The sequence below is a fragment of the Cohnella xylanilytica genome (genome assembly GCF_014212175.1).
In the GTDB taxonomy this organism is placed as follows: domain Bacteria; phylum Bacillota; class Bacilli; order Paenibacillales; family Paenibacillaceae; genus Cohnella; species Cohnella xylanilytica.
Genome location: NZ_JACJVR010000028.1, coordinates 36133 through 49847, shown reverse-complemented (window position 1 = coordinate 49847; position 13715 = coordinate 36133). Strand labels below are relative to the sequence as shown.

Here is a 13715-nt window from a genome sequence, read left to right as displayed (position 1 = left end):
GAATTAGGGGGCCGAACCGAGAGCTCGCATGATGGAAGAAAGTACGAACGTCGGCGGACGGATAAGGTAACGTAGAGAACACACGCGGACCGCAGAAGAAATGTTACAGGGAAAACGTACGGGACTACGAAGGAGGTACGCGGAGATCCATCGGGGACACGCGGAGGGGCGTTTGCTGTATGGAGAACAAACGGGGAGATGCGTAGAGGCGGCGTAAGGGAGGAAAAGAGCTGCAAGTGCGCGCGGCCGATCGGCCGTCCCGCGAGCGGAAGACGGAGCGGCGACAACGCCGCATCCGCCGAACGCCGAACCGAACCGGGCCGCATGCATCGGAGCCCCTATCCGAAGAACGTACAAGATAACCTGAAAAATGGGGTATTCAATCCGCCGGCCATCTTCCCTATAATTGGAGTCAGTCACGAAGACGCCTTCGGGCCGCCGGACGACCCGCGCACGATCAGCTCGGAATCGACGGAGAACACTCGCTTCTCGCTGAACTCGTTGTCGTTCATCTGGTCGATCAGCTTCTCGGCGATGACGGCGCCCATCGCGTACTTCGGCTGGTTCACCGTGCTCAGCGTCGGCGTCAGGTACTTGCTGATCCGGTTGTTGTCGACGCCCACGACGGCGATCTGCTCCGGGATGCGGATGCCTCTCTCGGCGCAGGCCTTGTACACGCCGAGGGCCATCTCGTCGTTCGCCGCGTAGACGGCCGTGAAGGAGATCTTCTTGTCGAACAGCCGCATCATCGCTTCATAGCCGCCGGCTTCGTTGAAGTTGCCGTTCTCGACCAGCTCGGGGCGGAACGGAATGTGGTGCTCCTTCAGTCCCTTGAGGTAGCCTTCGAGCCGCTCGAAGCTATCGACCGCTTCGGCGTAGCCGCTCAGGAAGACGATGTCCCGATGACCGAGCCCGACCAGGTGGTCGATCACTTCCCTGGAGAACTTCACGTTGTCCGTGAAGATGCAAGGCACCTTCGGGTGATCGATATTCTTGCCGATGACGGCGATCGCATACCCCTTGTCCGACAGGCGGACGATCTCCTCGTCCGAGATGGCGGGAGTGGCGATGATCATGCCGTCGACAGTGCGGCTCAGGAGCAGGCTCAAATACTCGAGCTCCTTCTCCGGCTGGTTCTCGGCATCGCATATAATCGCCCGGTACTTGCGGGAGTAGGCCATGTTCTCGATGCCCTTGATGATCTCCGCGAAGTAAGAGGAGTTGATGTCCGGCACGATGATTCCGAGCGTCATCGACTTCTGGGACCGCAGGTTCTGCGCGAAGGCGTTCCGGTGGTAGCCGAGGTCGGCGATCGCTTGGTTGACCTTCTCGCGGGTCTTCGACTTGACGTAGGCGTTGCCGTTCAGCACGCGCGAGACGGTGGCGGGAGAGACGCCGGCCTTGTTCGCGACGTCCACGATCTTAATGTCCATAGGGATCTCAACCTTACCTGAAAAAAAGGATTTGACAGAGCTTCGTTACCAAAACTATAATTCAAACTGAAATCGATTTCAAGCATAAAGATGGGTCCTCGCAAGCCGACTAGCACATCATGAAGGTCGGTCTGCACGCGCCGGCTCTCGTAACAAGAGGATTGGGTCTGCTCGAACCGGTTCGATCATCATGAAGATTGTCGCCTCGTACGCCGAATGGAGGAGATGCGCCGCCCGATTTCGTATAAGAAGTGTTCGTTATTAAGAAATCGATTTCACAAAAGTAGAGTCCGATTCGCCTGCATCGGCGGCGGCTTGCCTGCCCGATGGCCTAGATTGGTATGCATTCCTAGCAAGGACGATGGATTCGCCTGGATGGCCTTTGATCCTGTGAAAATAAGAAATCGATTTCACATAATTAGTGATGCTAGCCGCTTTTCCCAACATTCAATCGCTTCGGAGGTGCCCGCCCCATGAGCCTGCTTCGGGAGCTTGCCCGCAACAAAGTCCTGTTCCTGATGATCGCGCCCGCTCTTCTGTTCTTCACGCTGTTCAGCTACATACCGATGGTCGGCGTCTACTACGCCTTCACGAATTACAGCTTCGAAGGCGGCCTGTTCGGCAGCCGGTTCGTCGGCTTCGACAACTTCGAATTCCTGTTCGGCTCCGGCCAATTGGCGACGCTGACGCGGAACACGATCCTCTACAACGTCGTCTTCATCGTCCTCGGCAACGTTCTTCAGCTGATCTGCGCGGTGTTCCTGGCGGAGCTTCCCGGCAAGATCTTCAAGAAGGCGTCCCAATCGGTCATGTTCCTCCCGTTCTTCATCTCGTTCGTGCTCGTCGGCGCCTTCGTGCTGAACCTGTTCAGCTCGGAGAACGGCGTCATCCCGACGCTGCTGACGCAGCTGGGGCTGCCCGAGTACGACTTCTACATGCACACGGCGCCGTGGAAATACATCATCGTCTTCTTCCACATCTGGAAGGGGCTCGGCTACGGCACGGTCATCTACCTGGCCGCGATCATGGCGATCGGCGACGAGTATTACGAGGCGGCGAAGATCGACGGGGCGAACATCTTCCAGCGCATCCGCCGGATCACGATTCCGATGCTGGTGCCGACGTTCATCCTGCTCATCCTGCTCAGCCTCGGCGGCATCCTCAAAGGGCAGTTCGACCTGTTCTATCAGATCATCGGGCAGAACGGCATGCTGTTCGAATCGACGGACATTATCGATACGTACGTGTACCGCTCCCTCGCCGTCAACTTCGACATCGGCATGGGCACCGCGGCCGGCCTGTTCCAATCGCTGTTCGGGCTTATCCTCGTGCTCGGCGTCAACTACGTCATCCGCAGAACGAACGAAGATTACGCGCTTTTCTAGGAGGGGCAGCCATGAAGATCAAAACGGAAAAATCGACCCTGGTATTCAACGCGGCGGGCTATACGTTCCTCACGATTCTGTCGCTGCTCTGCCTGCTGCCGTTCCTCGTCATCATCATCGGCTCCCTGACGTCGGAGAACGAGATCATCGCGGAAGGCTTCAAGCTCATCCCCGACCGCTTCTCGTTCGACGCGTACCGGGCGATGTTCACGAACCCGATCCAGATTTACCGGGCGTACGAGGTGACGATTCTGGTTACGGTCGTCGGCACGGCGCTCGGGCTGTTCCTGACGTCGATGGCGGGGTACGTGCTGTCCCGCAAGGACTTCAAGTTCCGCAACGGGCTGTCGTTCTACATCTACTTCACGACGCTGTTCAGCGGCGGGCTGATTCCGTGGTACATCCTGATCGTGAATTACTTGAACCTGAAGGACAACTACATGGTGCTGGTCATCCCGGGGCTGCTCAGCGCTTGGAACCTCATTTTGATGAAAAACTTCATGAAATCGATTCCAGATTCCATCGTCGAATCGGCGAAGATCGACGGCGCGGGAGACTTCGCCATCTATCTGAAGCTTATCCTGCCGCTGTCGACGCCCGGGCTCGCGACGATCGGCCTGTTCATGGCGCTCGCCTATTGGAACGACTGGTTCACCGCGAATCTGTTCATCACGTCCGAGCACAAGTTCCCGCTGCAATTCCTGCTCTATAAGATTCTGGCCAGCGCCTCGGTGCTGAAGACGAACATCGCCGGCAACCTGTCGCCCGACTTCAAGCCGCCGACCGAGACGCTCAAGATGGCGACGGCCGTCGTCGTCACCGGGCCGATCATTCTGCTCTACCCGTTCCTTCAGCGCTACTTCGTCAAAGGGCTGACGATCGGCGCGGTCAAAGGTTAGAACCGGGTCTCCCGGCTAACATATTCGCTTTCATTTTCCAACACTAGGGGGATGTACATGAATCGGAAAATCGCAAAACGGATGTCGGCGTTCGTTCCGCTGACCTTGACGGCCGCGCTCTTGGCGGCTTGCAGCGGCGGCGGGAGCGGGAGCGGCCTCTCGAATAACGGGGCGGCTTCTCCTTCTGCGGGCGGCAATGACGGCAGCTCGCCTTCCGCGAGCGCGCCGGCGGCGGATTCGGGCAAGCCGGACACGTCGAAGAAGGTAGAGCTCGTCTGGTACGTGCTCGGCGACGCGCACCAGGACACGCCGAAGGTGCTGGCGGAGTGGAACAAGAGGCTGGAGAAGGATCTCAATACGACGGTCAAGCTGAACTTCACCTCGTGGAACGAGTGGCAGAGCAAGTACAACCTGCTGCTCGCGTCCGGGGAGAAGGTCGACATGCTGTTCGCGTCGAGCTGGGCCGACTTCTACAAATACGCCAAGCAAGGCGCGTTCATGGACCTGACCGGCCTGCTGCCGAAGTACGCTCCGCAGACTTGGGAAGAGGTCCCGAAGGACGATTGGGACACGGCGACGGTCGGCGGCAAGATCTACGCGGTGCCGAACACGAACCCGGAGTACACGCCGAACGGCATCGTCTACCGCGAAGACTGGCGCCAGGAGCTGGGGCTGCCGGAGATCAAGGACCTCGATTCGATCGAGGCGTACCTCGACGGCGTCAAGAAAGGCAAGCCGGGCGTCACGCCGATCGGCGGCAAGGCTTGGAACGAAGTGTATACGCTGTTCACGGACTATTACGACTTCAAGGTGTACGGCGGCGAGAGCGGAGTCATCGCCTCGACCTCGTACGACAAGCCGCGCGACATCGTCGTCTATCCGTTCACGTCGCAATTCGAGGAGTTCGTGAAGCGGATGAAGACGTGGGCGGACAGAGGCTTCTGGGCGTCCAACACGCTCTCGTCGCAGACGGAAGCGGGCGACCTGATCAAGGCCGGCACGGGCGCTGTCTACTGGCGCAACGCTCCTGGGGCGGGCGGCTTCATCACGGACGTCTCGAAGACGAACCCGGACTATAAGCTCGGCTACTTCCCGTATACCCGGTTCCATAACTACGCGATCCCGACGCTGCCGATGGCCAACGCCATGGCGGTGCCGAAGAGCGCGGCGAATCCCGAGCGCTCGCTCATGGTGCTCGACAAGCTGCGCAACGACCCGACGTACTTCCGTCTCATGACGTACGGCATCGAAGGCACGCACTACTCGATCGAAGCCGACGGCAAGACGATCGTCACTCCTCCGGCCGGCGCCACGGTGGCCAAGGATTGGAAGAACTACGACATCGCGAGCTGGGGCTGGCGCTACAAGCCGAACATGCTGGACCAGAAGGGGAGCTGGGAAGGCCTCAAGGCTCTGAACGAGGAGTTCGCGGCCGAGGCGAAGCCGAACATTTTCGACCCGATCACGATGGATTACGCGCCGGTCAAGGCGGAGCAAGCGGCCGTCAACCAGGTGATCAAGCAGTACGGCCAGCCGCTTATGATGGGGCTCGTGAAGGACCCGGACAAGGCGCTGGAGACGTACCGCAGCAAGCTGAAAGCGGCGGGCGTGGACAAGATTCTGGCCTACGTCCAGGAGCAGGCGAACGCGTACTTCGACGAGAAGGGCATTCAGTAAGAGAAGTAAACAGGGAAGAACGATGGGGCAAGGGCGAACGGCGGCGGGACGGCGATGGATGGCGTTCCGGGCGGCGTTCGCCCTATTACTCCGCTTATCGGATTCGTGCCGTCCCTAGCGCGAAGTGATGCCATAGAATCTCCTCCACGAGATCTCCCTTCGTCTCCTCGCATTCCACGATAAAAATGACATCCGGATTTTTCCCCCTTAATAAGCGCCGTTGCTTCTTAACGACCTTGTAGTAAAAAAGGTCGATCAAGAACCCCAATAGAAAACCGAGCGTCGTTCCGATCAGTCCCCAATAGATAGGCCCCCATGCGAGCTTGAATCCGACGCTGGCGCCGACGACGGCGAAGGCGGTCCCCAATGCCGCTCCCGTACTAAGGAGCGAGATTCCGTCCGAGCGGTGAAGCGAATCGAACAATCTCCGGTCGTTCCGGCGAAGCGTCAAGGGGACGGCGTACATGGCGTCCTTGCCGATCCCGTTCTTCTCCAGCGAGCTGATCGCCAATTCCAGATGGACCGAATGTTCGAAGGCCGAGAAGATTTGAATCATAGATCGTCGCACCGCGTTTCCTTTTTGATTCGAAAGCCGGGTCTTTGAAAATGCTTAATGAGATAGTTCTTCTGTTCGCTGTCGAAGAGCTTGTTGTTCTCGACCGTGTTCATATATGAATCGTAAACGGCAAACCCCCACATGGAAGGCATATACATAAGCCACTGCTTATCCAATACCGCCGTCGCTCTCGAGATATTCCCGAGGAACAGATGGTGAACGGCGACAAGCGTCTTGGAGAAATATAAAAACACGATCGTCCAGACCAAGGCGAAAAAGGCCGTTAATAGCCGGTGAATGTGCAATTGGCCAAGGCCCGGCATGAAGAGCGACCAGATGACGGACATGACGGGCTGCCTCTTGTCCAAGTAGTTGATCTCGAGCGCGCCGATCGAGAAGGAATTGAACGGAGCGTCTTCCCTCTCGGAGAGCAAATACACTTTGTTCATATCCATGCAGGTTCGGTAGCTGTCCCAGATCCCGAATAAGTACACGGGGATATACATCAACATCCACCTGACATCCAGAGCTTCTTTTGCCTGTTCGATATTGCCGCAGAAGGAATGAACCATTGCGAGGTTGATTTTGGCGTTATAATTCACGATGACTTCCCAGATGAAAAGAGCCAGGCCGCGCAAATATTTGCTAAGCAACAGATGGCCGAAGCCGGGAAAGGCTGCCGACCACCAGGCGATGGCATAAGGATTCCGAAGATGGAACTGCGTCGTCCCGCCAATGCTTACATGGGCTTTATAACGACGGAATTTATTATCGATATTCCGGTAATTATCCATAGCTCCTCCGGGAGATAGGCCGATTCGCCGTGTAGTATTCCTGAATAGCCGAGGGTTATTCCGATTGCGGGCTCCCGAGGCTCCTTCGGCTTCCAATCTCCCTGCATTGTCTGTCGGCCCGCGCTCATTGTAAAATGAACGTAAACTTAACGGGGAAGCGGGCGACGGGTTGTGAGCAGACGGAGACTGATTGTAAAAGGCGGGCTTGTCGTCGGGCCGGCGGGCGTTATGGAAGCGGACCTGCTGGCGGAGAACGGCCGCATCAAGGCGATCGAGAAGGGAGCCGCGGCGACGTGGGCCGAATCCGGCGATCGCGTCATCGACGCGGAAGGCGCGTGGGTGCTGCCGGGCCTCGTCGACATCCACTGCGACGCGATCGAGAAGGAGGTCGAGCCCCGGCCGAACGCGCTGTTCCCCATCGGAATGGCCTTCCTGCAATTCGAGAGGAAGCTCGCGCTGCACGGGATTACGACGATGTTCCACTCGCTCTCCCTCGGGGTCGGGCTGAGCATTCGCGGGGAAGAGCTGATGGAGAAGCTTATTCGCTATATCGCGGAGAGCCGCAGGGAACGGGCGATGATCCGCCACCGGGTGCACTTGAGATACGAAGTGTCGTACTTAACCGGAATGCCGCTCGCGCAGCGCCTGATTCGGGAGGGCTTGATCGACTATTTGTCGTTCATGGACCATGCCCCCGGAGTCGGGCAGTACAGCCGGCCGGGCGCGTTCGAGCGATACGTGATGAAGAACCAGGGGGTCGGAATCGAGGAAGTGGCGCAGATCGTCGCCGAGCTGGAGGAGCGGCGGGCGCGAGTCGATTGGGAGGCGCTGCGGGCTCTCGCCGGCGAAGCGGCTGGCAGGGGAATCGCGATCGCGTCGCATGACGACGATTCGCGCGAATTGGTGGACCGGTCCGCGGCGATCGGGGCGAGCGTCGTCGAGTTCCCGCTTAACCTCGATACGGCGGCCTATGCGCGGGAGCGGGGCTTGCATGTATGCGTGGGAGCGCCCAACGTCGTGCGCGGAGGCTCCCACGACCGCAACATGTCCGCGTTCGAAGCGATCCGGGCGGGGGCGGCGGACATTCTGTGCTCCGACTACCATCCCGCCTCCATGCTTCAAGCGGTGTTCTCTCTGGAGAGCGAAGGAATGCCGCTCGCGTCGGCCGCAGCCTTGGCGTCGCTTCGTCCGGCGCAAGCGCTCGGATTGGATGCCGAGATCGGTTCGCTCGAAGTTGGCAAACAAGCCGATTTGCTCGTCGTCCGCAAGCTGCAGGGCTATCCGGTCGTCGCCGATACCGTGGCGAACGGAACGCTCGTGCAGTCCGCGCGGGATTACGAAGAAGCGTCCTTGTGAACTTGCCGGTGAAGGGCGTCCACCATGCGATTGCGCTCCTCTTCGGGGCTGTTCTGCCAGATGATCTCGAACAGAACGCCGAGTCCGGGAAGCGTCACTTCGGCATTGCCGATGGAATCCTCGATAATCTCGCGCAATTCGTCGCCGTTCTTGTCTTCCACCCGATGAATAATGGCTTCCCGCAAGCTCATCGTGACGGTCAAGGGACAAACCTCCTTTATCCTTCGATGCCCGGTTTGGGGCAGCCTTCGAGTAGAATTCCCTGGCGTCCCGCCGGCTATGCCGCGGGACGCTTCGCTCGGGGCATTGTGTTATAATGGAAGCAATTCAGTCCTCGGCGAAAGGGGTAACCAAGCAAGCTCATGGCTAAAAAACAATTCGCGGTAATCGGGCTTGGCCGGTTCGGCTCGAGCGTGGCCCGCTTCCTGTCCGAGATGGGATATGAGGTGCTGGCCATCGACGACGACAGCGACCGGGTGCAGGAGGTCGCCAACGCCGTAACGCACGCGGTATCCGCCGACTCTACGGACGAAGAGGCGATGCGCGCGCTCGGCATCCGCAACTTCGACGTCGTCGTCGTCGCGATCGGACAGGACATCCAGGCCAGCATCCTGACGACCCTGATTCTGAAGGATCTCGGCGTCCCCCAGATTATCGTCAAGGCGCAGACGGAGCTGCACGGCAAAGTGCTGAACAAGATCGGGGCCGACAAGGTCGTGTACCCGGAACGGGATATGGGCCTTCGCGTCGCGCATCATCTGATCTCGCCGAACATCCTCGAGCATATCGAGCTGTCCAGCGATTACAGCATCGTCGAGATGAAGCTTCCTTCGGCGATGTTCGGGAAGAGCCTGAAGCAGCTCGACATCCGGGCGAAGTACGGGTGCAACGTTCTGGCCGTGAAGCGAGGGGACGAGATGAACATCTCCTTCCCGGCGAACGAGACGCTCAGGCAGAACGACATCCTCGTCATCGTCGGGCGCAACGACCAATTGACGCGAATGGAACAAGCGTATGCGGAGCCTTGAGCAAGCGATCACTTCCGTGGCCAACCCGAGGGTCAAAGGCTGGGCGAAGCTGTCGGAGCGGAAGCACCGGGAGAAGGAAGGGCGCTTCAAGCTCGAGGGCATTCATCTGACGGCGGAAGCTCTGGCGGCCGGCTGGCCGGTCGAATGCGTCGTCTTCGACGAGGGGATCGGCATTCCCGCGGAGCTGCTGCCTTACGCGGAGAGAGAAGACGCGGGGGGAGCGGCCTGGATTCCGGCGTCCCCGGACGTTATCGCCAAGTGCAGCGAGACCGAGACGCCGCAGCCCGTGTTCGCGGTGGCGAAGAAGCTTCCGCTCGAGAAGGAAGCCCTGTTCGAGGCGGCCGCGTCGGCCGGCCCGGTCGTCGTGCTCGACGGCGTGCAGGATCCCGGCAACGTCGGCACGATCGTCCGCAGCGCCGCGGCGAGCGGAGCCCGAGCCGTCGTGCTCGGCAAGGGGACGGCCGATCTGTACAACGCCAAGACGCTTCGCTCGACGATGGGCGCGCTGTTCCACGTGCCGGTCCGGGAGGCGGACTTGGCGGAGCTGCTGCCGGAAGCGCGAGCCCGCGGGGCGACGCTGTACGGGACGAGCCTTCAGGCGACGGCGAGCTGCTACGACTGCGACCTGTCGGGAGGGGACGCGTGGCTTCTGTTCGGCAACGAGGGGAGCGGCCTCTCTCCGGCGGTCAACGCTCTCGTCGACCGGCCGATCATCATTCCGATGACCGGCAAGGCCGAGTCGCTCAACGTCGCGATGGCCGCGACGGTGCTCCTGTTCGAGGCTCAGCGGCAGCGGATTTTTCTTGGATTGAACGCTTAGATCCAGAGTCAAGAGCTATTTGATGAGACGGACCCTTAAGTAGACCTTTTGTGTCTCTATAGGGGTCTTTTTTTGTTGATGGAAGTTGGTTGCTTGGCGGGCTTCCTTGAGCCAGGGCAAGCGCCGCCCAGCATGGGCGTCATTTTCAGGGTGAAGTCCCGAACGCGAGCTGGCGAGAGCGATAAAAGACTGAGCGGCACTTCGTGGCGAGCCTTCAACTGGGCAGCGTGAAGGATTGGGCGATGCGTTTCAATTGCGCCGGGTTCGTTTATTTAAAAATATAAAAACGTTTCGATTTTTTAAAATTAACCTCTTGAATGCGATTTCAAAGTGGTCTATAATCGAAATCGAAACGTTTCAAAAGGCGTTGATAGACATAGATTTTCGCATCCATTATTTTTTTCGTTAAAATCGAAACGTTTCACCGTGCATGGACTTCGCGTAATTCATTCGTTTTACCGGAACAAGGATTGAAAGGGAGGGGGAGGGAGATTCTAAGCCTGAAATCTTTAGGCCAGCGGACGCAAGCAGGCGGCCCGAAAAATTGGAATCATTCATGACCGATTAAGAATGGCTGTAACAAGCACATCGACTAACGATCCATGAGAGGGGTTTCGGTATGAGAAAAACACTTGCCATGATCACGACGGTCGCTCTCGGCGCGGGCTTGCTCGCGGGATGCGGCGCGAATAAGAACGCCGAGGGCGGAGCGAACGCCGGGAACGGCGGCAAAGCGGACGAGAAAGTGACGATTAACGTCTGGGGAATGGGAGAAGAGGCGAAGACTCTTCCCGTGATGGCGGAAGCGTTCAAGAAAGAGAATCCGAACATTACGGTCAACGTACAGGCCTTGCCTTGGGACCAAGGCCACGATAAGCTGCTGACGGCGATCGCCTCCAAGAAGGGCCCGGACGTCATTCAGATGGGGACGTCCTGGATTCCCGAATTCGCCGAAGCGGGCGCGCTCGCGGATCTGGCTCCCTACGTCGGGCAATATCCGGAGCTGAATCCGGACAACTTCTATGAAGGAGCGGTCGCGGCGGGGAAGGCCGGCGACAAATACGTCAGCTCCCCCTGGTACGTCGAGACTCGCGTTCTGTACTACCGGACGGATCTGCTCAAGGAAGCGGGTTACGACAAGGCTCCGCAAACCTGGGAAGAGCTGTCGGACGCGGCTCAGAAGCTCGCCAAACGCGGCGATGGCAAATACGGCATCAGCATCGATCCGAAGGAACAATCGCTGGGCTTCATGTTCTCCCGCCAGAACGGCGCGACTTGGTTCACGGAGGACGGCAAGCCGAACTTCAGCGACGACAAGTTCGTCGAGGCGGTTCAGTACATCAACAGCTTCTACCAGAACGGCTCCGCTCCGAAGGATCTCGGCCTCGATATTATTCCTGCCTTCAAGCAAGGCATTCTGCCGATGTTCATCAGCGGCCCTTGGATGATCAAGCTGATCCAGGACCAAGCGCCGGATATTAACGGCAAGTGGACGATCGCGGTTCTTCCGAAGAAGGAGAACAACATCTCGCTCCTGGGCGGCTCGAACCTGTCCATCTTCGAATATTCGAAGAACAAGGACGCCGCGGCGAAGTTCATCGCCTTCATGAGCAAGCCGGAGACGCAAGTGAAATGGATGGAGCAAACAAGCTCCTTGCCTGCCGCAACGGCGGCCTGGGAGAATGACAAACTGAAGAACGACGAATTCTACAAGGTCATCGGAGAGCAGCTGAAGGCGGCCCAGCCGATGCCGGTCATCCCGGAATGGGCGCAAATCAGCGACAGCTACCTGAAGCACTTCGAAGTGATCTATCGCAGCAACGCGGACGTGAAGAAGGAACTTGAAGCCTTTAACGCGGACGCCGCCAAGCTGATGAAGTAAGTCGAGGCGGGCCGGCCGCATAGGCCGGCCCTCTCCCGTACAGGTCCCCTCGGCATGCTAGAGAGAAGGGAGATATCCCGATGAAGGGTTTCCTGAATAAACAAGCGCCGTATGTGTTCATCGCGCCTACCTTGATCCTGCTCACCCTGTTCTCCATCGTCCCGATTCTGGTCGCGCTCGCGATCAGCTTCACCGATATGGATCTCGGGGGACTCGCGAACTTCCGATCGATCTCGTTCATCGGCTTCGCCAATTACGCGGAGGTGCTGAAGGATCCCGTCTTCCTGAAGGCGATCTTCAACACGCTCTTCTACGTTATCATCGGCGTGCCGCTGGTCATCCTGTTCTCGCTTGCCGTCGCTTTGTTGATCAACCTGGGCACGTCCCGGATCTTCAAAGCCTTCCGCGTCGTCTATTACCTCCCGTCCGTGACCAATATCGTCGCCGTCGCGGTCGTCTGGAGCTACCTGTATAACCCGGCGATCGGCCTGTTCAACTATATTCTGAACTCGGTCGGGCTGCCCGACGTGCCGTGGCTCACGGAGCCGACGGTCGCCAAGCTGTCTTTGATTCTGCTGGCGCTCTGGAAGGCGATCGGGCTCAACATGATTATTTTCATCGCGGCGCTTCAAGGCATTCCGAAGTCCTACTACGAAGCCGCCCAGCTCGACGGGGCGAACCAGTGGCAGCAAGTGACGCGCATCACGATTCCGATGCTGCGATTCGCCATCTTCTTCGTGTCCATCACGACCATGATCGGCTGGCTGCAGTTCTTCGAGGAGCCCTTCGTCATGACTCAAGGCGGTCCGCTCGACGGCACGCTGTCCGTAGCGCTCTTCATCTACCAGAACGGCTTCAAATTCAACAACTTCGGCTACGCGGCCGCGGGCTCGTTCGTTCTGTTCGTCTGCATCATCGCCATCACCCTTATTCAGCTCAGGCTGCAGAAGAACGAGTCGGATATGACGTAAGAGAGAGGAGGAGATCGCATTGAGCGCAACTACCGCAGGCCAAAAGGGCGGATTGCGGGAACGGGAAGGCGGCAAGACGTTCCAGTGGGTGTCCGGCATCGTGCTGACTATCGGCGGCTTGCTCTTCCTGCTGCCCTTTATCTGGATGATCCTGTCTTCCTTCAAGCCGGAGGGCGAGATCGTTCAAATTCCGCCGACCTTATGGCCGAAATCGTTCACGATGTCCAACTTCAACTATCTATTCGAGAACATGAACTTCGGCGTCTATCTTCGAAATACGCTGATCATCGTCCTCTTCTCGTTCGCGGGCCTGCTGCTTAACGCGGTTGCGGGCTTCGGGTTCGCCAAGTACGACTTCAAAGGGCGCAACGCCTTGTTCGTTCTCGTGCTGGCGACGATGATGATTCCGAGCCAAGTCACGATGATTCCGGTCTATCTGATTCTCAATTCGCTCGGCCTTACGAACACCATGACGGGCATCGTGCTGCCGGGCCTCGTCGGAGCCTTCGCCATTTTCCTCTTCCGCCAGTTCATGTCGACGATTCCGACGGAGCTGCTCGAGGCGACGCGCCTGGACGGCGCCAGCGAATACCGCATTTTCCTGCAAATCGCTCTGCCGATCTCGAAGCCCATCCTGGCCGTACAAGCGATCCTGACGTTCATCGCCGGCTGGAACAGCTTCCTCTGGCCGCTTATTATCGCGAACGACGAGAGCCTGTATACGCTGTCGGTCGGCCTGTCCCTGCTGAAGGGGCAATACGCCGCGAACTTCGGGCTGCAGATGGCCGGAGCTACGTTCATGGTGGCGCCCGTTATCGCGCTGTTCACGTACTTCCAGAAGCACATCATAGAGAACTTCAGCATCTCCGGCATGAAATAATCGATGGCATTCGCCTGCGCTTTTTTTTAAACAG

General features: G+C 58.5%; 13 protein-coding genes. 9 read left to right on the top strand and 4 right to left on the bottom strand.

Annotation, left to right across the window (positions count from 1 at the left end; genetic code table 11):
* Positions 1-416 precede the first annotated feature (416 nt).
* On the bottom strand, positions 417-1433 hold the full coding sequence (locus tag H7B90_RS08280; protein ID WP_185135384.1) for a LacI family DNA-binding transcriptional regulator: 1017 nt from the start codon (positions 1431-1433) through the stop codon (positions 417-419).
* A 473-nt stretch (positions 1434-1906) separates the two neighbouring features.
* On the opposite strand from H7B90_RS08280, the gene H7B90_RS08275 reads away from it, so the two are divergent.
* Genes H7B90_RS08275 through H7B90_RS08265 form a run of 3 tightly spaced genes read left to right on the top strand, consistent with a single transcriptional unit; the run spans position 1907 to position 5394 of the window.
* On the top strand, positions 1907-2818 hold the full coding sequence (locus tag H7B90_RS08275) for an ABC transporter permease (protein ID WP_185135383.1): 912 nt from the start codon (positions 1907-1909) through the stop codon (positions 2816-2818).
* A gap of 11 nt (positions 2819-2829) precedes the next feature.
* Positions 2830-3717, top strand: coding sequence for a carbohydrate ABC transporter permease (locus H7B90_RS08270; RefSeq protein WP_185135382.1), 888 nt, complete (start codon positions 2830-2832; stop codon positions 3715-3717).
* 57 nt (positions 3718-3774) lie between these two features.
* Entirely contained in the window at positions 3775-5394 is a 1620-nt protein-coding gene (locus H7B90_RS08265) for an extracellular solute-binding protein (RefSeq protein WP_185135381.1), read from the top strand.
* Positions 5395-5488: 94 nt separating this feature from the next.
* Here the strand turns inward: H7B90_RS08265 and H7B90_RS08260 are convergent, their stop codons facing one another.
* Both H7B90_RS08260 and H7B90_RS08255 read right to left on the bottom strand, forming a co-directional pair.
* Positions 5489-5950 (bottom strand): hypothetical protein, encoded by a 462-nt coding sequence (locus H7B90_RS08260; protein WP_221481968.1) that lies wholly within the window; start codon positions 5948-5950, stop codon positions 5489-5491.
* The gene (locus H7B90_RS08255; protein WP_185135389.1) at positions 5947-6744 is read right to left on the bottom strand and encodes a hypothetical protein; all 798 of its coding nucleotides are present in this window, start codon (positions 6742-6744) and stop codon (positions 5947-5949) included. The genes H7B90_RS08260 and H7B90_RS08255 overlap by 4 nt, the downstream gene beginning before the upstream one ends.
* A 171-nt stretch (positions 6745-6915) precedes the next feature.
* On the opposite strand from H7B90_RS08255, the gene H7B90_RS08250 reads away from it, so the two are divergent.
* Positions 6916-8100, top strand: a complete 1185-nt coding sequence (locus tag H7B90_RS08250) for an alpha-D-ribose 1-methylphosphonate 5-triphosphate diphosphatase (RefSeq protein ID WP_185135380.1) — start codon at positions 6916-6918, stop codon at positions 8098-8100.
* Here H7B90_RS08250 and sspI read toward each other — a convergent pair.
* Positions 8079-8303, bottom strand: a complete 225-nt coding sequence (sspI, locus tag H7B90_RS08245; RefSeq protein ID WP_246578835.1) for a small acid-soluble spore protein SspI — start codon at positions 8301-8303, stop codon at positions 8079-8081. The genes H7B90_RS08250 and sspI overlap by 22 nt on opposite strands.
* Before the next feature lie 159 nt (positions 8304-8462).
* Here sspI and H7B90_RS08240 point away from each other — a divergent pair, with 159 nt between their 5' ends.
* The 5 genes from H7B90_RS08240 (at position 8463) to H7B90_RS08220 (ending at position 13681) form a co-directional block, all read left to right on the top strand.
* Positions 8463-9128: a potassium channel family protein gene (locus H7B90_RS08240; protein WP_185135379.1), complete on the top strand. Its 666-nt coding sequence runs from the start codon at positions 8463-8465 to the stop codon at positions 9126-9128.
* Positions 9115-9948: a TrmH family RNA methyltransferase gene (locus tag H7B90_RS08235; RefSeq protein WP_185135378.1), complete on the top strand. Its 834-nt coding sequence runs from the start codon at positions 9115-9117 to the stop codon at positions 9946-9948. The genes H7B90_RS08240 and H7B90_RS08235 overlap by 14 nt, the downstream gene beginning before the upstream one ends.
* A gap of 619 nt (positions 9949-10567) precedes the next feature.
* Positions 10568-11830, top strand: a complete 1263-nt coding sequence (locus tag H7B90_RS08230; protein ID WP_185135377.1) for a sugar ABC transporter substrate-binding protein — start codon at positions 10568-10570, stop codon at positions 11828-11830.
* Positions 11831-11910: 80 nt separating this feature from the next.
* Positions 11911-12801 carry a carbohydrate ABC transporter permease gene (locus tag H7B90_RS08225; RefSeq protein WP_185135376.1) on the top strand — a complete coding sequence of 297 codons (891 nt, stop codon included), beginning with the start codon at positions 11911-11913 and terminating at the stop codon, positions 12799-12801.
* Positions 12802-12853: 52 nt separating this feature from the next.
* Positions 12854-13681, top strand: coding sequence for a carbohydrate ABC transporter permease (locus H7B90_RS08220; protein WP_185135387.1), 828 nt, complete (start codon positions 12854-12856; stop codon positions 13679-13681).
* The last annotated feature ends 34 nt before the right edge of the window (positions 13682-13715 follow it).